The organism is Zarconia sp., from assembly GCF_057467645.1.
On the sequence record NZ_JBRJXU010000122.1, the window covers coordinates 13,990 to 34,403 of the forward strand.

Here is a 20,414-nt window from a genome sequence, read left to right on the forward strand (position 1 = left end):
AGATCGTTGCCAACCCAACAGACCTCTCTTCCAAACAGGCAAAAGGATAAGGAATTATTGATATTGATTCCTTATCCTTTCGCGTATCTAGCTTGTATGATTCGGAATTGTCCGTTGTCCGTTCGTTTCTCCCTCAATCGAGTTCGTCGAGTCTGGTCTGGGCTCGATCGACCCCTTCAGAATTATCCTGTCGTCGGTACAGTTCCAGTGCCTTTTCAAAGAATTCGATCGCCTCATCTTCTCGCTCTCGACCGACAAGCGCCCGTCCCATGTTGTAATGGGCATCGGCATGATTCGGCAGGCGTTCGGTGGCTTGACGCAGGGCAACGATCGCCTCTAAAAACTTGCCGCGATCGAGCAGAATTTCACCAATCTCTGCCTGAGCCTCGCTTAAATCCGGTTGAACCCGCTCTGCTTGACGATAGTATTCCAAAGCGCGATCGATATTCCCCACCGACTTGTAAAAATCCCCCAGTTGCAGGAATAGCTCTCCATTATCCCGTTCAAGTCGGGCTGCTCTTTCAAAAGCTGCTAATCCGGCTTCTCGATCGCCGGTATTAAACAGGGCATACCCGAGATTCAGTTGTACGGTGCCGGAATTGGGGGCGAGTCCCGCTGCTTTCTCGAGGGCGGCGATCGCGTCGGGGTAGCGTTCGAGTTGGATTAAAACCGAACCGATGGACTCTAACACTTTCCAATTTTCCGGTTCGCGGGCAACAACCTCCTGAAATGCCCCGAGAGCATCTTCGTATTTCTCCTGCCGCAGTCTCACCACCCCCAAGCCCAAGTAGGCATTCACCCGTTCGTCATTAATTTGGGTCGTCTGCTCGTAAGCCCGAGCCGCCTCATCGTATCGTTCCAGCTTCGCGAGGGCGTAAGCCAGAGCATAGTGAAACTCGGCATTATTCTCTTCCAGGGCGATCGCTTTTTCGTAGGCATCCACGGCCGCAGAAAAGTTTTCCTGGCTGCTTTGGAGATAACCGATCGTGGAAAAAATGCGGGCGTTACTGTCATCGAGGGTTGCGGCTTCTTCAAAAATTCCCAAAGCTTCCCCGTACTCTCCCGCATCGACCAATTCCCGACCTCGAACGAGTAAATCGTTCACATCTGGGTCGCTGTTGTTATTGACTTGGGGTTTATTTTGCGTGAGTTCCCATTCGGGAATGGGAAGGACAGCGGCTGTTGGGAATGCCTCTGCCAAATCGGGATCGTCGATCGTGCCCCGAGCCTGAGCAGAACCTAAAAAGGTTGTCAGTCCAACCATGTAAAGGAAACTGGCGAATAGGGTAAGCTTTTGCATCTGGTTACTCTGAAAGATGGAGGCGATCGTCTTTTTTCTTCCGTCGATCTTAGCGAACAAAATGGAAGGCTGGAAGTTCCCTTCTTGGGTTCTTTTATCCCCCGGGGATCGAACGCGGAAAAATCTTCCTTGAAAAACCCGACTCCTCGCAGAAGCCGGGTTACCCGTTTGGGACAGAAGAATGAAGGGGGGTTTTGAGAGCGTTTTACTCTTTTACTCGAGACCGATATTGGTTTGAGGATTCGAGACGGCATCATCCGTCTCGCCTTCGACTAAGGTGGCGATGGGTTGACTCGGATTTAAAGACGATTGCAGCACGGTAGAGCGATCGACGGAATCGTTGGCGATCGTTAGCAGGGGATTTGAGAGAATTCCAGCCAGAGACGTACCGATTAACGACAGCACTAACCCGACTTGCAAAGGCCGCATCCCCGGCAAATTCCAGCGAATTTCCGGGTAGTTTTTCACGGATTCGGACATTTCCTGCGGCTCTTTGACCACCATCATTTTGACGACGCGGATGTAGTAGTAAATCGACACCACGCTCGTCACCAATCCAATCAAGACCAGTCCGTAAAGCCCAACCTGCCAACCGGCCCAAAATAGATAGATTTTCCCGAAGAAGCCGGCAAGGGGAGGAATTCCACCCAAGGAGAGTAGCGAAAGACTCAGCCCCAGCGTCAGCAGGGGATCTTTCTGGTACAGTCCGGCATACTCGCTAATCTTATCGGTTCCCGTACGCAGGGAGAAGAGAATCACGCAGGCAAAACCACCGAGGTTCATAAACAAGTAAACGAACAGGTAAAACACCATGCTCGAATACCCGGCTTCCGTACCCGCTAGCAGACCGATAATCACAAATCCGGCTTGACCGATGGAGGAGTAGGCTAGCATCCGCTTCATGCTCGTTTGCGCTAGGGCTACGGCATTTCCCAAGACCATACTCAGAATGGCCAAAGCGGTGAACACGAAATGCCAGCGATCGCTCACGGGATCGAAGGCGGTTGTCAGCAGGCGAATGGCGAGGGCAAATCCGGCGGCTTTAGAACCCACGGAGAGGAAGGCTACCACCGGCGTGGGCGAACCTTCGTAAACGTCGGGAGTCCATTGGTGGAAGGGAACGGCAGAAATTTTGAAGGCGATTCCGGTAATGGCGAACACCAGTGCGATCGCCAACCCGATGGAGGAACTGGTCTCTCCACTCACGATCCCAGCTGCGATTTTATCGAGTTGGGTTTCGCCGCCAGACAGTCCGTAGAGCAGAGATACCCCATACAGGAACACCGCCGAACTCGACGCTCCGATTAACAAATACTTGAGAGCGGCTTCGTTGGAGCGGGAGTCCCGTTTCATATACCCGGTGAGTAGATACGAGGAGATACTCAGGGTTTCGAGGGAGACAAAAATCGTGACGAGTTCGTTGGCTCCCGCGAGGAACATTCCGCCCAAGGTGGCGGTGAGGAGAATACCAATAAATTCGGCCAGAGACGTGCCGCTTTTTTCCACGTAGCGCACGGAAATCGAAATCGTCACGGCGGTGGAAAGGGCAATAATCCCACGAAACATGATGCTCAGGGCATCGCCGTTAAATGCCCCCAGAAACGCGAGAGATTGCGTATTATCCCATTGAAAAGCCAGGGCAACGACCGCAGCGAGCAAGCCGGCGATCGAAATATAGGGAGTCAAGCGCGAGGAGGTCCGCCCCACAATCAAATCTACCCCTAAAACGGCCAGCAGAGTAACGATGACTATTCCCTCTGGCAAAATCGTCCCTGCATTGAGCTGGGAGGCAAGATTGGCAACATCCATAGGCTTTCAATAAAATCTTTCGATAAAATTATCTCGAACGGCAGATCGTGACAGGCTCTTTTAGCCTACCAGCCAGCAGCGATCGCGCGCTGACTCTTCGCCTTTGAGGTGGCTTGCCAGTTCATAATCTGTTACGAATTTTACCTCAAACTGGGTTCTGACTCGGCAGTCCATCCACGACATTTTAACGACTCGACCTCTCCAGAAACAAAATATGAAATCGAGAGCTATGATTCAGTCATGAATTTCTTCTCCCTTTCCCCGTTCCCCCTTCACCCTGATTCACCAGATGCCTACTGACTTGCACCCACGCCATAGACGCGCATTTTTTCCATAAAAAATTCTTCCAAACTGGGGCGAGTTAAACTCAGGGAAATCAACTGAGCATCCATCAGGCGCAAACTCGCCAGAAAATCTTCAGGGGAGCCTCGCAAATGCCCTTGCCAACCGTCTAATTCGATCGTCAGATTGGGAACCCATTCTTTCAAGACCTCGATTTGTCCTCCCCAACCCTTGACTTGATAGCGTTGAGTACCTCCGAGCAGTTCGTTAAGCGAACCCAGACAAACGAGTTCTCCTTTGATGAGAATTGCCACCCGATCGCAAATTTTCTCAACGTCGGCTAAGACGTGACTGTTAAAAAATATTGTTTTCCCTTGCTCTTTGAGCCACAAAATGATTTGCCGCATTTGGTAGCGTCCCATGGGATCGAGTCCGGACATGGGTTCGTCGAGAAAGACGATTTCGGGATCGTTGATTAAAGCTTGAGCCATACCCACCCGTTGCAACATTCCTTTCGAGTACTGTCGCAGGGGCTTTTTTCGGGCGGTGGTTCGGGCTAAACCCACCAAATCTAGCAATTGGGGAATGCGCTGCCGCTGCTCTGATGCAGGAATCTCAAATAATCCGGCGACAAACTGCAAAAACTCCCATGCCGTGAGGTAATCGTAAAAGTAGGGATTTTCCGGCAAATACCCCACCCGCTGCTTCGAGGAGCGATCCCCCAGGGGAATGCCTAGTAACTGTCCACCCCCTTCCGTGGGGCGAACGATACCTAAGAGAATCTTGAGCAGAGTTGTTTTTCCCGCGCCGTTAGGACCGAGCAACCCAAAGGTTTCTCCTTCCCAAACGCTGAGGGAACAGCCCTTGAGAGATTCTACTTTTTGATTTAGCCAAAAGCCCGTTCGATAAACCTTACACAGGTTTGAAACCCATACCGCGATCGGTCGAGTGGGTGCTGTCGTTCGAGCCGTCGGAACTGCTTCCATACCCGATGTCAACCGTTCGATTTTAACTTCGACTGCTCGATTTAGGAGCTTTCCAATGAATCGAGCGCCAAGGTTGATTCCTGGCTATTCTAGCAAGATTTTGCACGCTCTCTCCCACAGATCGCTCGAGATTCTCGCAGCAATCGAAGTGACTGAGGCTTTTTGGGTTGCTTCGCAGACGAATTAGTCGATCGTCCGATCGCCCCGCTCGGGGAACTAAAACACAGATAACCGAGGTTAAGGCGACCCGATTGGCAAGATTCGAGTATCTTTTCCCAAAACGTCTTGCCCGGTCAAACGTCTCGATCTCAAATGCTGGACTTGGCGATCGCATCAGAAAAGTTACGCTGTGTCTAGGGATCTGCAACAAGTTATTTCCCATCTAAGCGGTTTAAAGTACGCTCGATATCTAGGAGGGAGCCGAATTACTCCCTTTCCACCGATATTGACTGTTCACTCCTCACACCGCACTCCAAACCTGGTAGGAAACTTTACTGTAAGTACGCGATCGGATCGATCGCGCCGGCTCCGGCAGAATGAAGCTCGAAGTGAAGGTGGGGACCGGTACTGAAGCCAGTGCTACCCATTTCCGCAATTTGCTGACCCTGCTCGACTTCTTCACCTTCGTTGACCAACAAGCGACTGTTGTGGGCGTATAAGGTGATCGAGCCATCGGGGTGGGTGATTTCCACCAAGTTACCGTAACCGCCGGAGTTCCAGCGAGAGTAGGTGACAACGCCCGGTGCGGCAGCAACGATCGGAGTGCCTACGGGACCGGCAATATCGATGCCTTGGTGCATCCGACCCCAACGCCAACCGTAACCCGAGGATAGTTCCCCTTGAGCGGGCCAGATATAAGTGCCGTTAAAGTCATGGCTGCCAGGAGAAAAGGTTCCAGGAGCGACTTTCGGCAGATAGGCTTGAGGAGCCGACAAGCTCGGTAGTTCCGGAGAAACCATGCGCGGTGCGCCGATGGGAGCGTAATTGTTGCTACCCATGGGAGCGACGGCAACTTCAGAACTGTCCTCGTCAGACACTCGATCGAGGACAACTTTGCTGTCTTCTACGATCTCTTCCGACAGAGTCGCGGCCATGACGAATTCTTCTGCTTCCTCAGCCGCTCCAACATCGATGCGAGACTGACTCCAAGGCTGCAAACCTTCAGTTTGCAACGCAGCCGTATGCTGTTCGGGAGCAAATTCCGGGTTGATGCGTGCCGAAGAAATAGATTCTTCGGCTGACACGGCTGCAACCGTTTCAGTGACCGACTCGTTGGCGTTGCGCTCGGGACTCACGCGATGCTTAGCGCGGAGTTTATCGATTCCAGCTCTTAATTCCTCAACATATTCGCTGTTATCGGTGTTGGCGCTCGCTTGGTTTCCAGAACCGGGCTTGAGTTTGGCAGCCAAACGGCGGGCCGTTTCGGGAGTTCTCTGACCCGCAGCCATCCAAGAATCTGATTCAGTTTCAGATTCATCGACGGATTTGATGGCTTGGCTGACGACCAAATTGGGCAAGGAGGTTGTATCTGTATCGGTGGCCCGAGAAGGATCGACCCATGCTAATTCGATAGTCGCCGAATTGGCACGATCCTCTGGCAGCGAGATACGAGGTACGCCTGCCTCTAAATCGGAAGATTTGGAGGTCACTGTGTTACCAAACACCGTCAGGGAGGTTTGGGGTTTGAGTGTGGCTCCTGGGGGAATATCGATTTGTTGACCGACTCTAATGAAGCTCGGGTCGCTCAAACCGTTAAGATTGGCTAACTCTTTGGCAGAGATGTTGTATTGTTGAGCGATTTCATAGATGGTTTCCCCATCCCTCACTCGGTGAACGGCAGCATTCAGGCGGCTTCTAACCTTGGGGTGAACGGCTTCAGACGCCACTGAAGAGAAGGTTTTATCCGATCGGCCTGTCGGCTTATCCGTTTCTAAATTCAGAGAAGCTGTCTGTTGGTTCTCGGAAATAGAAGGTACAACCTTTTGCTGCGAAATGTCTTGACGTCGAGTCGATTCTAAATCGGCTGTGGGGACAGCGGCTTTCTTCTCGATTTCGGAGAGTAAAGCGGATGGCGTTGCGGTTCGATTGACTTCGGGAGCTGCTTGGGTTAGTTGCTTCGAGAGCTTGAAGTTCGCTGGGGTTCGAGCTGCGAGCTCTTCACCCGATGCCGGACTGGCGATCGTGGGTTCTGCGAGATCGAATCCAGACGCTGCCTCTTGTGCGGATGGAATGTAGAGCACCTGCCCGGTTTCAACGGTGGCTCCGACAGAGATTCCATTGGCTTGGGCAATAGCAGTGGCATCGACTTGGTAGATCTGAGCGAGCTGCCACAACGTTTCACCGCTGACTACGGTATGAGACGAGTTGGGAAGATTGGCAGTCGAAGCGATGTTGGTGGACTCGCCAGCGGATTTCGCCTCATTCGACGCAGCTTTCTCCTTTGCCGAAGCGAAAGTCGTGGGTGACTTAGCCCCGTCTCGATCGGCTGCTACGGCTGAATTGCTTTGTCCGGGCAATAGGAGGCTCGATGCTCCCACCGAAATGGCCAATCCGATTTTGGCGACGGAAGAACAAACCCGACGGTGTCCTTCTACGTTGGATGGCTTGATAAGTCCTGCGGTTGCGTTTGCATCTGCTTCGCACTCAGGAGCAAGATTGACTTGATTCGGGAATACTCGTTTCAAAAAAACGACCTCCTAGTAACCAGTGATTAGCAGTCCCTTAGCTTGAGTAGCTGATAAACCTATTCAGTGATGAAAATCACGCTTTATGCCGATCTCGATCGCTGACGGTCAAGACGCTTAGGAAAGAGTACCCTGCTTTTCCCATTTAGACAAGATTTGGCTTTGGGAAAAATCTAATTTGCTTTTTCCTAGGGTCTGACAACTCTAACTCAACGTACTGACGCACCCTGGCAGTGTGAGTCCGGCGAAATGCTGGAAACTATTGCCTCAGACAGTCCGAAAACTGTCTTATCTAGTCGAGAATGTACGCTGTTTTCTGGTACTTAGGCAACCGTATTATTGCGGGGAAGTCCCCTGGGGAGATCTGCGGATACCCAAATGTGCCCGGGTCGAGTAACAAGGGTAGAATCCCTTGCTATCAAAGGGATTTAAGTCCTTGAGAACGGCAATTTCAGCTCGGAAAAATACGGACGATCGGGGTTTTGACATCACAGACTGTCTCTATAGAAATTTCTTATCTTTGAATCTAAGGAGGGTCCGTTCAATAGCTAGATAGTTGTGAAATCTGTTTAGGGTCTGGATTAGAGCCGATTCTCAATCGGAGGTGAACCCAAATCTTGCTATTTATCGAAAAACATTAACTTATTTATCTATATATTAAACAATGCGATCGTCTCTTGAAAAAGAATCGAAATGGCCCAGCTGACGGCAAGCTTCAAATAGTCCTAAAGCCGCACTGACGGAAAGATTCAAACTACGAACGCGCGGTTGAGCCATCGGAATGTAAGTTGTCGCATCGCACTGAGCGAGAATTTCTTCAGATAAACCCATCGTTTCGCTGCCGAAGAGCAACCAGTCATCTTCGTGGAATTGATACCGTACATAACTACAACTTCCGCGAGTGCTAAACCCGATCCATCGTCCGCCTCGTTCGCGAGAAAATTCTCGAAACGCGATCGTCGAGTCGTGATAGCGCCAGTTTACATAGGGCCAATAGTCCAAACCCGCTCGCTTGAGGTAACGATCGCTCATTTCAAACCCCAACGGACCGACTAAATGTAATTCAATTCCAGTCGCAGCACAGGTTCGGGCAATATTGCCGGTATTCGGGGGAATTTGGGGATGAATCAACGCAATTTTGGGCATTCGATCAATTCTTGAATGAGGGAGCAATCGCAGCTCGACAAAATATACCCCCCTAGATTAGAGGCTTTTGGGCGCTCAAGTACAAGTTTGTCCAAAAACAGCGAATGTATAGTTTTTTTTTATCATTGCCCATTCCGGGAGATTGATTAAATATTCCGATCGAAATACCTCGATCGATTTATAAGATTGACCAACGGGCAGATGCTCGAATTCAAGCCCAAAATGCCTACAGGGTCATGGTTATATTCATTTCGATCGAAATCCGCGAGTGAGTGCGATCTCGCTCCTCAAAATTGCGCAGCACATGATAGCTCTCCAGCAACGATCGTCTTGAATCCTTGTCGGCTGTAGAACCCATAGATAAGTCTGAGGGATTGAGCGGGGACTGAGCGGGGATTTCTTCAGAGATCTAGCAGGTTCGTACCCAATTCTTCTGCCCTGTGGCACTCCTGAAGTTCGTAGAAATACCGAACGGAGACCCTCCACAGACAAACAATGTACTGGTAGAGCATCCATCGATTTTTCCCCTCTACAGATATATATACGTATATATACGTGCGATTTGTAAAAAAGACCGAGTATGTGACCCGATCCCTTTGAGAAAACTTTAAATTGCAGCAATTCTGACTGGAGAGCGATCGCTATAATGCCCATCATCAGATACATACGAGTAATATCCGTAGTTCTACGGCAGGTATCGAACCCGATCGAGGGACTCGTCTTATTAAGTCGTGGCCAAGGGATCGTAAAGCTCTTGCAAAGATAGATGATTGGAGAAAATACCCCACAAGTAGCTGTTATCCTGGAAGAAAGACCGAGTTGGGTAGAGTTTGACATTCCCGCTCAAATGCTTTGGGGAAAGGGAAGACAAGCAGCAACTTAAAAAAAAATTTCGACTCTACAGCTGATTTTGCACCCGATACAAATTTTTCACCCTCACTCTGACAGATAGATGAATACATCGCGATGCAGCCCCTAGAAATTTTAATGCCAAATTCGCATTAAGGGACTCGCAAGCCCATAGAATAGACGGGGTTTGTCCTGGTAATATCCGGAAACAGGGATCGCACTATCAGTATCAAGGTGTAAGAGGATGTCCGGACATCATCCAAGCGACGGCGCGAAGTTACTCTGAGGGAGTTAGCCATGTTATCCGAATCGAGTTTTAGCGATCGAGCCATTACCGACGAATTGTACGCAGCACTTTTCGATCGCTTCTATCGATCTTGCCCCGAATCGATCCAGGTGTTATTAGATCGATGTACCTATGGGATAGTACCCGATCGCTCCGGCGTGCGGACGCTGTTTCTGATTGCTGCGGACGTGCAGACCGCTACGGAATTGAAAGAGCACATCGAGATAGTCGTCGATCGCATTGCCCAGATCGTGCCGGGAATTGGCAAAGCCGCTATCTGTTTTTTACCGGCAGATAAAGCCACCCACCCCCAGCCTCGGGGAAATTGTAACGCTCCACCCTCAAAGTTCATGGCCGGTCAGGTGTTTCCGGTTCCCCAAAAGTCAGAAACCTCCCAACTGTAGATGGGAGATCGAGAAATAAATAATAGAGTAGTTGGGCTTGAGCGATGACCATCGCTCAAGCCCTTATCTTTAAAATCAGTACGAGACTGGAAATAAAATGCTTTTGGCAGGATGACGCGATCGCCTCAGGGCAATTTTAGACAGTCTGAGTAATCAACTCACCCAGGGGCGATCTCCGGTCTACCCTTCTTCTGCCAGTCCTAATAAGACTTCGCACGTTCGACCCAATCTTTAATCCCTTTTTGAGTGGGTTGCCCTCCAGGGGTAAACGTCCAAACCGATCGTTTGCCTTGAGAACCGTAGCTAACGTGGATGGGTCGATCTTCTCCATAAAAATAGAGAGAGCCAAAAGGGAGTTTTTGAGCAAGAATCCAATCAACGAGTTGACGAGAATTGAGATCGACGATCGAAAAATCACAAGCCGCCCCCAGTCTCTGACAATAGTAATTCCCTTTGGCGTTGCGCTCGAAAGCCATATGTCCGTCAAGTTTCGGTGCAATCCGACCGTTTTTGAGACCTGTAATCGGATCTTTCTTTTCTAAATAGGTTTTCAGGGTTTTCGAGCAAAATCCGTAGGTGAGCTTAAATCGATCGACTCCAAAATAGTCGATAATCGGATCGACGATAAATTGGTTGAGTTTTTCAAGCGCCGGAACCGTTTCGCTCGTATTTTCTGGAAACGGATTAATGCGATCGGCGTATTTTTGGTAAGTTTGGGTACAAGTGCAAAAGTCCTCGAGAGTGAGGTACTTACCCAGCTTTACTCGATTCATGGCAATCTTCTAAAATCGTCCGCAGCCCATCGGCCAGGATATCCGGTTGTTCCACCATCGCCAGGTGACCGCATTCAGGGATTTCGATCGCGTTCCCCCCAGCTTGGCGAAATAAGTGATGAAAACTAGCCAAATGACGCACGTATTTGGGATCCATAATCGAATCGTTCGCCCCGGCAAAAAAGTAGACGGGCTGTTGCAAGCGCGATACGATTTGTGGTAGTTGATGGACTTCCGTTTCGGTAGTCGAGTCGAGCAGAGTTCTCAACGCTGCTTCAGGGTGAGCTGTGACGAAATCCACCAAACGCTGGCGCGCCCACTGACGATCGATGGGACGGGCGACGCTCGCGCGAACGAATAACAATTCCAGCAATGGTAGGCGACACAGCCAGCGCGGACGCAACTTCACGATCTGAGTGCCGGCCGCACGAAACTTCTCGAATTCTTCTTTTAAATAAATACCGCCCCCAGCATTGACGCAAATCACCCCTTCTACCCGTTCTTTGAGTTGATGTGCGCCCCACAAGGCGATCGTCCCCCCTAGAGAGTGACCCACCAACCACACCCGATCGAGATTCAGACGATCGAGCAGAACTCCTAAATCGGCGGCATAAGCGGCAGGCGTATAGCGACAATGGGAATGGGGCGGACGCGCGCGATCGGGTTGAGAATCGCCAAAGCCCCTCAAATCGTAACAAAGACATTGATAGTCCGGGGACATCCGATCGATGAGTGGCTGCCAGTAACGACGACTCAGCAGCCATCCGTGCAAGAAGACGAGAGTAGGTTTAGATGAGGTGGGAGGGCTGATTTCGTAGGTATGTTGGACTCCCAGAATCTCGATAGTCGGCATAAAGTTTTTCGTATCTCGGGCCCCAGTTCGAGGCTCGACTGCACTGATGACCGTCGGGTTAGACGTTCCCCTCGCAGCGCCAAAGCTTTATCGTGCCATCTTGCGAGGCACTGACGAACACTTGACCGCTACGATCGAAGGCAACTGCATTTACTCCTCTAGCATGACCGATGAGGGTCTGTTCGGGCAAGTCCCGAAGGGATTTTTTGCCGGCAGACCCATGCCAAAGTTGCACTGTGGCATCGCGACGGGCTGCGGCGATCGTGTTTCCATGAAGGGCGATCGCCGCAACGGGCAGGCTGTGGCTGCCGAGGATTTGCCGTACGCTTCCGGTTTGCACGCTCCACAACGTCACGGTGCCGTCCCAACGACCGCCGATCGCAGTCCGACCGTCCGGTGTAATGGCGATCGCATATACCGCCCCCCCAGGGCTCACAAGGGTTCGCAAGAGTTCCCCGGTTCCCAGATGCCAAATTTTCACGGTGCCATCGAGGCTGGCGGTGGCGACGCAGTTTCCCCCTGGGTCGATGGCGAGATCTGTCACCGGTTGGCAATGACCCGTTAGGGTTTGTAACGGTTCGCCCATGTGAAAGTTCCAAAGTTTGACGGTTTTATCTCGACTGCCACTAACTAACGTACTGCCATCGGGAGTCACGGCAAGGGCGGTAACAATATGTTCGTGACCCGCAAACCGGCGACTGGGGGTGGGGGCAAACTCGCTGGGGGAGATCCGTTCCCAGACCCGGATACCGCAATCTGCACCACCACTGACTATCGCCCCCGTATGGGGATCGCTGGCGATCGATAACACCCCGCGATCGTCATCGGTCAGGGTTTGGTGCAGTTCTCCCGTTTCCAGGTGCCAAATCTGAATCTCGCCGCCCCAGTTACCGGTAGCGACAATTTGACCGTCCGTCCCGAATACGCTCGAGGTGACCTCAGTTTGCGCGTGTAAGGTGCGATCGCATTTCCATGTTTTGAACCCACCCAAAGGGCTTTTGGCGTTTTGCCCCGCCTTTCCCATCACCTCTCCCACAGACTGCGTTGCCAGGGAAATCGCAACGGCAACTGACGGTGGATATAAATCGTGCAAAACCGCTTCTGCCGATGGATAGCGTTCCCTCAGCGCCATCGCCACGCATCGATCGAGAATCCGAGCAATACGATCGCTAACTGAATGTCGTAAATAGTCGCGCCACATCCATTTGCCGTAAAAATTATCAAACAAATCGAAGGGGGAAACCTGGGTGAGTAAATGCAGGCAGGTGACTCCCAAACTGTAAATATCGCTTTGCCAGGTGGCTTTACCCAGTAATTGTTCCGGTGCGGTGTATTCGGCACTGCCGACGATGGTCCCCGTCCGGGCGATGGAGGTTCTGGTAGCATACTTGGCGGCGCCAAAACCTACCAGAACCAATGTCGTACTTTCCTCGAATTTCACCGATGGGAGCGTGCGACGAATGATATTATCGGGTTTGATGTTGCGGTGGATGAGTCCGGTTTGGTGTAGCGCCTCCAGAACCGGCAGTAACTGAACGAGCACTTGACGCACTTCAAGTTCGGAAAACAGACCGTTGCGCGTCAGTTGTTGGGTCAGATTTTCGCCGATCTCGAACTCGTGGATGAGATACTGGTATCGATCGCGCTCGAAATAACCGAGTAACTGAGGAAGTTGGGGATGGCGACCCAATCGCTCGAGCTGGGTAACTTCTTGATGCCAGGAGTCGAGTTCGGTTTGGGGGTTTCGTGGCTCTCGGTGAGGTCGAAACTGCTTGATAACGCACCGGGTAGACCGTTCTTCATCAATGCCAGTAAAGGTGGGATGCACCACACTGGTACCCAAGGGCTGTATCGCTCGGTACCGATCTCCGAGGCGCAACCGCCACCCACAACGGATACAAAATTGACCGCCGTCCGGATTTTGCGGTTTGGGGCAATTGGGATTGAGGCAAAACGTCATAGGTGGGGCGATAAGAAATCGCGTCTAAACCTGGGTGTCTAAACCTCGAGCGAATACGCTCGGTTCAAAAAAAACTTATATGTGGGGATTTTTCGGACAAATTCCCTCGAGATTTAGCAATAAAGTTAAGTTTTGGTAAAAAAGACCGAGGCTGTTAAAGTCCTGTAGTAACCTATAACTTAGTAACCAGTGAACGATCCGATCGTGCAGAAGCTTTTTCGGAAGAATAGTTCTATCGGTCGGTGAAAAAGGGTGGATCTATCAATATCATTTAGACGCAATTCAGAACGGTAGTGATAGATCTACTTTTACTACCAACCACTAGTATATCAAATTAAAGCTCAAAAATTTAAATTCATTATTATTTCTTCATACTTAAGTTTGGAAAAAGGAGTGAAGTGTCTGGCGATTTCTACTCCTTGAATGGGATAGTCAGCAAGAGTATCTATTCCTAATGCATTTGTGTCGTGCGACGCAGCACGATGCAAGATCGCGATACAAAACATAAAAAATATCCAAGGGGTATCGATACCCCTTGGATATTTTTAACGGTTTTAGATTCGCAAAACCCTTACTTCACAGACACCTTAGCGCCAGCTTCTTCGAGCTGTTTCTTGGCATCTTCGGCTTTATCTTTAGCAATTCCTTCTTGAATTGCTTTAGGCGCACCTTCCACCATTTCTTTGGCTTCTTTGAGACCCAAACCGGTGAGAGCGCGAACCACTTTGAGAACGGCAATTTTCTTGTCGGAGGGGAACTCTTCGAGCACCACGTCGAATTCCGTTTTCTCTTCTTCGGGTTCGGCAGCCGCAGCAGCACCGCCAGCAGCCATACCGGGGGCCATCATCATCATGCCACCGCCAGCGGAAGCAGAGGCATCGACGCCAAAAGCTTCTTCAATCTGCGTGACGAGTTCGGAGGCTTCGAGCAAGGAAAGAGACTTCAAGCTTTCTAAGATTTCGTCGGTTTTAGCGGACATAATTTAACTCCTGAATTGAGAACAAACAAACAATGTTGAGACGAATATTGAGACGGAAGCGGGCGATTAAGCCGCATCCTCTTTTTCGGAAACGGCCTTGACGGCGCGAACCAGCGAAGCCGGAACTTCCTTGATACCCACGGCCAGTTTCGTCGGGACGGCCTTGGTTCCCACAGCCAGTTTGGTGGGAATAGAATTGATAGCACCGGCAATCCGGGCAATAAGCTCTTCCTTGGTGGGCAGGTCGGTAATGGCTTTCAGGTCATCGACGCTGAGAGCTTTCCCTTCCATCACACCGCCGCGAAGTTCGGTTTTCTTCGAGGCTTTTTGGAAGGCTTGGTAGGCTTTAATCGCTCCACCCAGGTCGTCCTGGACGAAGATAAAAGCCGAGCTACCACTGAGAAATTCCTGCATGGGTTCCCAGTCGGTGTCGCCTTCAATGGCTTTCCCCATCAACGTATTTTTGGTCACCGTACAAACGGCTCCCTTTTCACGCAGTTGACCGCGCAAGTCGCTAATCTCGGCAACGGACAACCCTTTGTAGTCGATGACAAAAGTCAGTTGGGATTCGCTCAGGGTTTGTTTGAGCGAGGCAACAATTTCCTTTTTATTTTCTAGGGTTCTACCCAAACGGATTTCACCTCCTTAAAAAATACAAATTTGGACTTTTTTCTGGGACGAGTGTCGATCGAAATCGAAACCCGTTTCTTGTGTAATTCCCGATTTTTCGGCAAATTTTCCGGGAACGTTACCGCATCTTCCCTACCCTCCCCCCAGACGCGAAATCGATCCGAAATTTATCCCATCTCACCAAAAAACCCGGTGGTTAGCCGGGGTCGCGCTGTATTTCTTAACTCGTTGGGAATCTACAACGATGGAAATAGAAATACGGGGCATTACCTCGGCAGGCAATTAAGCCATTTGCTCCTGCTGTCTTTGGTTTTGCGGATTGAGTTGTGAATGGAATTGAGCGTCTTTAGTGTTCTCTCCTCAAACGAGCGATCGAAATATTTCGTTTAGGCGGCTTCGCTGACTTTCAGATCCCGCAGGGTGGCAATGTCAACCTCGATCGACGGACCCATCGTAGACGAAACGTACAGACTGCGCCAGTAGCGACCTTTGGCCCCAGAGGGACGATTGCGATCGATACACTCTTGTAGCGCTTTGAGGTTGGCGAGCAGGTCATCTACGGGGAATTCAGCCTTGCCAAACATCACGTGAACGATTCCAGTTCGGTCGGCGCGGAATTCCAGTTTACCAGCTTTAAATTCATTAATCGCTTGAGCCAGATCGAAGGTCACCGTTCCCCCCTTGGGTGAGGGCATCAAACCTTTCGGACCGAGCAAACGACCGAGTTTTGCGACCTGGGGCATCATGTCCGGGGTGGCGATGAGCAGGTCGAAATCCATCTGCCCTTTTTGGATGTCGGCAATTAATTCTTCCGAACCCACCACTTCGGCACCGGCTTCGGAGGCTTCTGTGACTTTTTCCCCTCGAGCGATCACCGCCACTCGAACGGTTTGACCGGTTCCTTTAGGTAGGGCGACGGTGGTGCGCAGTTGCTGATCGGTATATTTGGGATCGATTCCCAACCGGATATGAGCTTCGGCCGCTTCGGGAAATTTAGCCGTGGCGGTTTCTTTGAGTAAAGCGAGGGCCGCTTCGGGTTCGTAGGGACGCTCCTCGACTTTTTTGCGTAATTCTTGTAGGCGGCGCGAGATTTTTTTGGGCATATCGTATGTTCGGGGTCGCTAGCGAAGGTAGAACTTCTCCCCCATCAAATGGGTCAGTGCGATCGAGTCGCAGGCTTAGTCGGAAACCTTGACACCCATATTGCGGGCGGTTCCTTCGATAATATTCATTGCCGCGTCAATGTCGTTGGCATTGAGGTCGGGCATTTTGGTTTGAGCAATTTCTTTCAACTGCTCTCGGGTAATGGTTCCCACTGTCGTCCGGTTGGGTTCTCCAGACCCTTTTTCGATCCCGGCGGCTTTCTTGATCAGAACTGAAGCCGGGGGGGTTTTCAGGATAAAGGTGAAACTGCGGTCTTCGTAGACCGAGATTTCCACCGGGACGATCGTTCCTGCTTGGTCGGCGGTTTTGGCGTTATATTCCTTACAGAACATCATGATGTTCACGCCATGCTGACCCAAGGCAGGACCGATGGGTGGCGCGGGGTTAGCCTTTCCAGCCGGAATGGCTAACTTAATTAAGGCAACTACTTTTTTGGCCATCTACTTTCTTTGCCATCGATTCGGTAATATTGTGACATACTCCTGACGCTCCCAAGCGCTTGAGAGCGCAGACTTCTTACCAACACCAGCTAATGCTTCGGTTACTCGGTAAGCTTTAGTAACGATACGGGATGCCCCTCCGCACCGGTTCTTTTATTGAATTTGCTTGAGTTAACAGGTTGGGGTTAGCGCTCGATCGGTTGGACCGGCTTTGAACACGATACCCAACCAGCCAATATCCCGACTCTTATTGGATGGGGCGCGCAATCTAAGATTCCTTGTGTCGCCGCCCAATAGAGAGCGGGGTGGCTCTCAGGTAAGCTCGCAGGCATTGGAATCTTTGGGATTGGCGCCCATTTCCGACTCGTTGTCGAGCCGATTGAAGAATATGAGCTTTTGGGTGTGGGATGTTCGATGCTTTAGGGGTTGTTAGAGGCTAGCAAATTAAAGTTGGGTTTTTCAACCGAGCTGAATTTGCTGCGAAGACCCTATGCAATTTTTCGATCCGGTCTCTGGGAAAACTCGACCCGAGTAGAGCTAGAACGATCGCGTTGTTTGGACGATCGACCAGCCCACTCAAATGGAAAAAACTTTTCCCTCGCGACAAGCTAGAGCGTTTCGACTCTAATGCTGGCAACAACGAGTTTGAAGATCGCGTTTCTTGGCTTCCTTGCCAGTTTTCGATCGTAACACCTCTTTGACGCAAATACAATATTTTGGGGTGTCTAGGTACGAGTGGGTGGCAAAGGTTGGTGGAGTTAGCCTTGTTTTTCCACTTGGTTGAATTCAAGTTCCACCGGCGTATCTCGCCCGAATATTGACAGCAACGCCTTGAGTTTGCTGCGTTCGGGACTCACCTCGATCACCTCTCCCTCAAAGTCTTTAAACGGACCCGAGAGGACCAAAATCTTATCGCCAGCGGCCATATCGATTTTAATCGTCGGTTCTTGTTCGCTGGTCTGTTTGAAGATGCGCTCGACTTCAGACGGACTTAGGGGGACGGGTTTCACGTGACCGCGTCCGCGTCCGTAGCGGCGCTTTTGTTCCGCGCCGACGAAGTTGATGACGTTGGGGGTATTTTTTACCACCTGCCACACATCGTCATCCATGGCCATGCGAATGAGGACGTAGCCGGGAAATACCTTTTCGTCAGTATGTTGGCGGCTACCATCTTTACGAATTTTAACCGCTGGGGTTTGGGGAATCTCGATCCGAAAAATTCGATCGGCCACATCTAAGGTGTGAGAGCGCTGTTCCAAATTCGCTTTGACTCGCTTTTCACAACCGGAGGCCACTTGCACTGCGTACCAATGAGGTTTCACCGGGGCGGGAGCAGCTTCTTCTTCGGTTTCTCGGATTTCGTCTGAATGTTCTAACGAAGACATTGGGAGCAATCGATTTTAATAAAAACCTTAACCGAATACCTGGGTCGAAGCCCAATTAAAGAGCTTGTCGATAAAATAAATCATGAAGGCAAGCAAGCTGACCATCAGCAAGACCGCAGCGGATTCGCTAATCACTTGTTGGCGGGAAGGCCAGACGACTTTGGCGAGTTCTTCTTTGGTTCCTTGCAAAAATTTTGCCAGCTCGAAACCGTCACCACTACTTTTGAGTTCGGCTTCATTCTTTTTTGCCACGATTCGCTAACCTCTCCTAAATATTAATGGGATAATAAGCTTGTAAATGATGTCGAGCGAGGGATTCCCAGTATTGCTGAGTACGAGGCGACTGGAAGGCTTCGAGACTCGAACCAGATTCGAGCGCCCTTGCAGCGCTTAAAGAGTTCCCAACGCCGAGCGACCCACTCGCTCGATGATTATACCCGAAAGCCCGTCAGTACACTCGAGCGATCTTCTTCACCAAATTCCTTTCGAGGAGCGCAGTGCTGTAGGTGCTTCGACGCGACTTCGATCGGCAGCAAACTTTTACAGTTAGAGCGAGCGCTAGGTAAATCACTTAAGCAGTCCTAGTAGTTTTCAAGATTGCTTTCTCTTTACCTATTCTTTCTGGATGAGAAGCACAACTCAGATATCGAGCGAGTGTTGCAATTTCCCTAGAGTTTTAGCGGTTGTTTAAGAGAAAGGTTCAACGCGCCCTGGAGGACTCGAACCCCCGACATCGGGTTTTGGAGACCCGCGTTCTACCAACTGAACTAAGAGCGCACGATCGGACTGTTTTGCGTTCGTGTTGAACCAACTTCTTAAATAGTTTACCACAAGGGTCGGACGTAAGGCGATCGAAATTTTTCTTTCTCCTGTGACTCGACCCAAACTCGATCGGTGCGATTTTGGAAAGAGAGGGAGAGTCGGTCGCTCTCTTTCCCCGAGTGGCAACAATAGCCGCCGTCGATTAGAGCGGGCGATCGAAACGCTGTTTCAGGCGGGTTGCCTTACCCACCCGATCTCGCAGGTAGTAAAGTTTGGCTCGACGCGCTTTACCCCGTCTCAACACTTTAATATAAGCAATTCGGGGAGAATGGAGCAAAAACACCCGTTCGACTCCCACTCCTTGGAAAATTCGGCGGACGGTGATGGTTTCACCGATGCCACCGTTGCGCATGGCAATCACCGTTCCTTCGTAAGGCTGGGTGCGCTCTTTACCACCCTCTTGGATGATGACTCCCACTTTAACGGTATCGCCGACATAGATCGTCGGAATGTCCGACTTGAGATATTCCGCTTCGATCGAGCGGATCGTTTCGAGTGCGTTCACGATCGGTTTTGAATAACTTGCAGCCTCTTATCTTAGCTTGAAATCGCTCGCCGGTCTACCCGCGAGCGATCGCCTTAAGATGTTCACAGGAAAACGATCGCAATCCATCCACATTCATTTTCCACCCAGAAAACCACCCGATCTTCCTTCCACAGGTGCAACTCGAGCGGTCTGAATTTCCAAAAAACGTTAGCGCGTGCAGTAGGCCAAATTCCCCGGGTCAGAGCCGTAGCCGTGGGAGATAAACCCAGGGGCGGGATACAAAATTGGAACCCACACCCGACCTTCAGGACCGCGAATTTTCACCAGGCTTTCGAGCTGAACCTCCTCGTTCGTACTCACACCTCCGACCCGATCGGAAAACGGGCTGGGGGATTGGCGAATGGCCAAACCTTCTGACTGAATCACCTGACGGCAAAAATCCTCCGCCAGCACCTGCTCGACGACGACCGTACCGGGTTGTTCGCCGGGAATGACATTCTCTTCGATAATGATGCTGTCTCGCCGTTGACCCGGCAATCCCGTAAATTCTTGTTGCACGGGCGTTTCCTCCGTCGGAGCCGGAACGGAGCAATAGACGAGGTTGCTCGGACCTCCAGAAAAGCCGTTGGAAATATATCCGCGTACGGGTGCGACAATTTCGATCCAATTTTGCCCGTCATCCCCAACGATATTGACAAAATTGGGAGCGAGAGTCACTTGTTGGTTAACCGCCAATCCGCCGATGGCATTGGAGTAGGAACTAGGTCGATCGTAAATAACCAAACCATCGAGACGCTCGCGAAACACTTGGCGACACAAGCTATTGGCATTTTGGGCAAGGGTTTCTCGAGTTTGGGAAGTTCCTGAAAAGGAGAGGGAATGGGCGGCAACGACTGCGGGGAACGTCGAAGCCAATAGGATCGCGATCGGGCGAAGAAATCGAATCATCGATCGGTTTTGAGAACTGACGGGCTTCATCGATATACGTTTCTCCTCAACAATGGTGATGTTCTCCTCCAAACGGGAGCGATCGGCGTTTTGCTGTAAGTATACCATCGGGGAGCTGGGGGGCGCTCAGGGAGCTAGGGGAACTGGTAGAGTCAAAGGTTGAAGATTACCTCCTCCTCCTGGTCTCCCTTGTCTCCCATCTCCCCTTTCCTACAAAATTGACCCAG

At 50.8% G+C, this 20,414-nt stretch carries 17 protein-coding genes and 1 tRNA gene; 1 reads left to right on the forward strand and 17 read right to left on the reverse strand.

The features are described 5' to 3' along the window. Positions 1-133 precede the first annotated feature (133 nt). From AC2215_RS18645 to AC2215_RS18665, 5 genes are all read right to left on the reverse strand, one after another. Positions 134-1,300, reverse strand: a complete 1,167-nt coding sequence (locus tag AC2215_RS18645) for a tetratricopeptide repeat protein (RefSeq protein ID WP_486811506.1) — start codon at positions 1,298-1,300, stop codon at positions 134-136. A 213-nt stretch (positions 1,301-1,513) separates the two neighbouring features. Beyond that, positions 1,514-3,109 carry an NAD(P)H-quinone oxidoreductase subunit N gene (locus AC2215_RS18650; RefSeq protein ID WP_486811507.1) on the reverse strand — a complete coding sequence of 532 codons (1,596 nt, stop codon included), beginning with the start codon at positions 3,107-3,109 and terminating at the stop codon, positions 1,514-1,516. A gap of 293 nt (positions 3,110-3,402) precedes the next feature. Beyond that, complete coding sequence (locus tag AC2215_RS18655; protein ID WP_486811508.1) at positions 3,403-4,377, reverse strand: ABC transporter ATP-binding protein; 975 nt, start codon at positions 4,375-4,377, stop codon at positions 3,403-3,405. Between the two features lie 491 nt (positions 4,378-4,868). Next, the gene (locus tag AC2215_RS18660; RefSeq protein ID WP_486811509.1) at positions 4,869-7,061 is read right to left on the reverse strand and encodes a peptidoglycan DD-metalloendopeptidase family protein; all 2,193 of its coding nucleotides are present in this window, start codon (positions 7,059-7,061) and stop codon (positions 4,869-4,871) included. A 657-nt stretch (positions 7,062-7,718) separates the two neighbouring features. Continuing rightward, positions 7,719-8,207 carry a tRNA (cytidine(34)-2'-O)-methyltransferase gene (locus AC2215_RS18665; protein ID WP_486811510.1) on the reverse strand — a complete coding sequence of 163 codons (489 nt, stop codon included), beginning with the start codon at positions 8,205-8,207 and terminating at the stop codon, positions 7,719-7,721. Between the two features lie 1,146 nt (positions 8,208-9,353). Between AC2215_RS18665 and AC2215_RS18670 the strand changes: the two genes are divergently transcribed. Continuing rightward, positions 9,354-9,746, forward strand: a complete 393-nt coding sequence (locus AC2215_RS18670) for a hypothetical protein (RefSeq protein ID WP_486811511.1) — start codon at positions 9,354-9,356, stop codon at positions 9,744-9,746. A 200-nt stretch (positions 9,747-9,946) separates the two neighbouring features. Here the strand turns inward: AC2215_RS18670 and AC2215_RS18675 are convergent, their stop codons facing one another. The 12 genes from AC2215_RS18675 to AC2215_RS18730 form a co-directional block, all read right to left on the reverse strand. Beyond that, positions 9,947-10,519, reverse strand: coding sequence for a hypothetical protein (locus AC2215_RS18675; RefSeq protein ID WP_486811512.1), 573 nt, complete (start codon positions 10,517-10,519; stop codon positions 9,947-9,949). Continuing rightward, entirely contained in the window at positions 10,497-11,372 is an 876-nt protein-coding gene (locus AC2215_RS18680) for an alpha/beta fold hydrolase (protein ID WP_486811513.1), read from the reverse strand. Before AC2215_RS18680 ends, AC2215_RS18675 begins: the two co-directional genes overlap by 23 nt. A 58-nt stretch (positions 11,373-11,430) precedes the next feature. After that, positions 11,431-13,332, reverse strand: coding sequence for a protein kinase domain-containing protein (locus AC2215_RS18685; RefSeq protein ID WP_486811514.1), 1,902 nt, complete (start codon positions 13,330-13,332; stop codon positions 11,431-11,433). A 571-nt stretch (positions 13,333-13,903) separates the two neighbouring features. Beyond that, the gene (rplL, locus tag AC2215_RS18690) at positions 13,904-14,311 is read right to left on the reverse strand and encodes a 50S ribosomal protein L7/L12 (protein ID WP_486811515.1); all 408 of its coding nucleotides are present in this window, start codon (positions 14,309-14,311) and stop codon (positions 13,904-13,906) included. 66 nt (positions 14,312-14,377) lie between these two features. Beyond that, positions 14,378-14,941 carry a 50S ribosomal protein L10 gene (gene rplJ / locus AC2215_RS18695; RefSeq protein ID WP_486811516.1) on the reverse strand — a complete coding sequence of 188 codons (564 nt, stop codon included), beginning with the start codon at positions 14,939-14,941 and terminating at the stop codon, positions 14,378-14,380. Between the two features lie 386 nt (positions 14,942-15,327). Further along, entirely contained in the window at positions 15,328-16,044 is a 717-nt protein-coding gene (gene rplA, locus AC2215_RS18700; RefSeq protein ID WP_486811517.1) for a 50S ribosomal protein L1, read from the reverse strand. Positions 16,045-16,119: 75 nt separating this feature from the next. After that, the gene (gene rplK, locus AC2215_RS18705) at positions 16,120-16,545 is read right to left on the reverse strand and encodes a 50S ribosomal protein L11 (protein WP_486811518.1); all 426 of its coding nucleotides are present in this window, start codon (positions 16,543-16,545) and stop codon (positions 16,120-16,122) included. 758 nt (positions 16,546-17,303) lie between these two features. Further along, positions 17,304-17,930: a transcription termination/antitermination protein NusG gene (nusG, locus tag AC2215_RS18710; protein ID WP_486811519.1), complete on the reverse strand. Its 627-nt coding sequence runs from the start codon at positions 17,928-17,930 to the stop codon at positions 17,304-17,306. A gap of 27 nt (positions 17,931-17,957) precedes the next feature. After that, a complete protein-coding gene (gene secE, locus AC2215_RS18715; RefSeq protein ID WP_486811520.1) occupies positions 17,958-18,182 on the reverse strand; it encodes a preprotein translocase subunit SecE in 225 nt (74 codons plus the stop codon). 452 nt (positions 18,183-18,634) lie between these two features. Further along, positions 18,635-18,707, reverse strand: a tRNA-Trp gene (locus tag AC2215_RS18720). Positions 18,708-18,894: 187 nt separating this feature from the next. Next, positions 18,895-19,257, reverse strand: coding sequence for a 50S ribosomal protein L19 (gene rplS / locus AC2215_RS18725; RefSeq protein WP_486811521.1), 363 nt, complete (start codon positions 19,255-19,257; stop codon positions 18,895-18,897). A 189-nt stretch (positions 19,258-19,446) separates the two neighbouring features. Then, the gene (locus AC2215_RS18730; protein WP_486811522.1) at positions 19,447-20,295 is read right to left on the reverse strand and encodes an SH3 domain-containing protein; all 849 of its coding nucleotides are present in this window, start codon (positions 20,293-20,295) and stop codon (positions 19,447-19,449) included. Between the last annotated feature and the right edge of the window lie 119 nt (positions 20,296-20,414).

Coding starts and splice junctions, on each gene's coding strand:
- AC2215_RS18645 (WP_486811506.1), bottom strand. CDS start 1,300: ATGCAAAAGCTTACCCTATTCGCCAGTTTCCTTTACATGGTTGGACTG.
- AC2215_RS18650 (WP_486811507.1), bottom strand. CDS start 3,109: ATGGATGTTGCCAATCTTGCCTCCCAGCTCAATGCAGGGACGATTTTG.
- AC2215_RS18655 (WP_486811508.1), bottom strand. CDS start 4,377: ATGGAAGCAGTTCCGACGGCTCGAACGACAGCACCCACTCGACCGATC.
- AC2215_RS18665 (WP_486811510.1), bottom strand. CDS start 8,207: ATGCCCAAAATTGCGTTGATTCATCCCCAAATTCCCCCGAATACCGGC.
- AC2215_RS18670 (WP_486811511.1), top strand. CDS start 9,354: ATGTTATCCGAATCGAGTTTTAGCGATCGAGCCATTACCGACGAATTG.
- AC2215_RS18675 (WP_486811512.1), bottom strand. CDS start 10,519: ATGAATCGAGTAAAGCTGGGTAAGTACCTCACTCTCGAGGACTTTTGC.
- AC2215_RS18680 (WP_486811513.1), bottom strand. CDS start 11,372: ATGCCGACTATCGAGATTCTGGGAGTCCAACATACCTACGAAATCAGC.
- AC2215_RS18685 (WP_486811514.1), bottom strand. CDS start 13,332: ATGACGTTTTGCCTCAATCCCAATTGCCCCAAACCGCAAAATCCGGAC.
- rplL (WP_486811515.1), bottom strand. CDS start 14,311: ATGTCCGCTAAAACCGACGAAATCTTAGAAAGCTTGAAGTCTCTTTCC.
- rplA (WP_486811517.1), bottom strand. CDS start 16,044: ATGCCCAAAAAAATCTCGCGCCGCCTACAAGAATTACGCAAAAAAGTC.
- rplK (WP_486811518.1), bottom strand. CDS start 16,545: ATGGCCAAAAAAGTAGTTGCCTTAATTAAGTTAGCCATTCCGGCTGGA.
- nusG (WP_486811519.1), bottom strand. CDS start 17,930: ATGTCTTCGTTAGAACATTCAGACGAAATCCGAGAAACCGAAGAAGAA.
- AC2215_RS18730 (WP_486811522.1), bottom strand. CDS start 20,295: ATGGTATACTTACAGCAAAACGCCGATCGCTCCCGTTTGGAGGAGAAC.